The organism is Moraxella bovis, from assembly GCF_002014975.1.
Taxonomy (GTDB): Bacteria; Pseudomonadota; Gammaproteobacteria; order Pseudomonadales; family Moraxellaceae; genus Moraxella; species Moraxella bovis.
Map to the genome: position 1 here is coordinate 12,646 of NZ_MUXV01000037.1, position 632 is coordinate 13,277.

Consider the following 632-nt stretch of genomic DNA (forward strand, 5'->3'; position numbering starts at 1 on the left):
CATGACCCACTTCATCACCTGCGACTTACTGGACGACAACGAAGATAAAGCCATTCACGTCATACCACCCATGATAGACAGCAAATCGTTCAGGCATTATGGCGGTATCACAACCTTTGGCGGGCAAGCCGTTACGGTCAAATGCTTTGAGGATAACTCTCGTGTCAAAGAACTGCTCGCCACAGACGGACAAGGCAAAATCCTAGTCGTGGACGGTGGTGCATCCCTACGCTATGCGTTAATGGGCGACATGATTGCCAAATCGGCTGTGGATAACGGCTGGGCAGGGGTCATCATCTGTGGCTGTGTGCGAGACGTGGACGAGATTGCCAAGATGAGTCTTGGCGTGCTAGCCTTAGCAAGCACACCCAAAAAGAGCGTAAGAAAGGGCGTGGGCGAGACAGGTCTGGCGATTGTGATTGGTGGGGTGGTCGTCCATGACGGCGATTGGGTCTATGCCGATAATAATGGCGTGATTGTGAGTGGGGAGAGATTGGTTTAGGTTGGGGCTAAATGGGTTGGGTTTTAATTTAACCCACAATTCCATTTATCAAACCCAATTTAGGCAGGTTATCAGGGTAAATCACATTTACCCTATCCCAAAATATTCTTGGGCGAATATGATTCGCCCC

Annotated in this window: 1 protein-coding gene; it reads left to right on the forward strand. The window is 49.8% G+C overall.

The genetic code is table 11. The features are described from left to right. The first annotated feature begins 1 nt into the window (after position 1). On the forward strand, positions 2 to 502 hold the full coding sequence (gene rraA / locus B0182_RS09610; RefSeq protein ID WP_078274733.1) for a ribonuclease E activity regulator RraA: 501 nt from the start codon (positions 2 to 4) through the stop codon (positions 500 to 502). The last annotated feature ends 130 nt before the right edge of the window (positions 503 to 632 follow it).

What these genes read in the sequence shown, in the direction of transcription:
- rraA (WP_078274733.1), top strand. Translation starts at nt 2, where the DNA reads ATGACCCACTTCATCACCTGCGACTTACTGGACGACAACGAAGATAAA.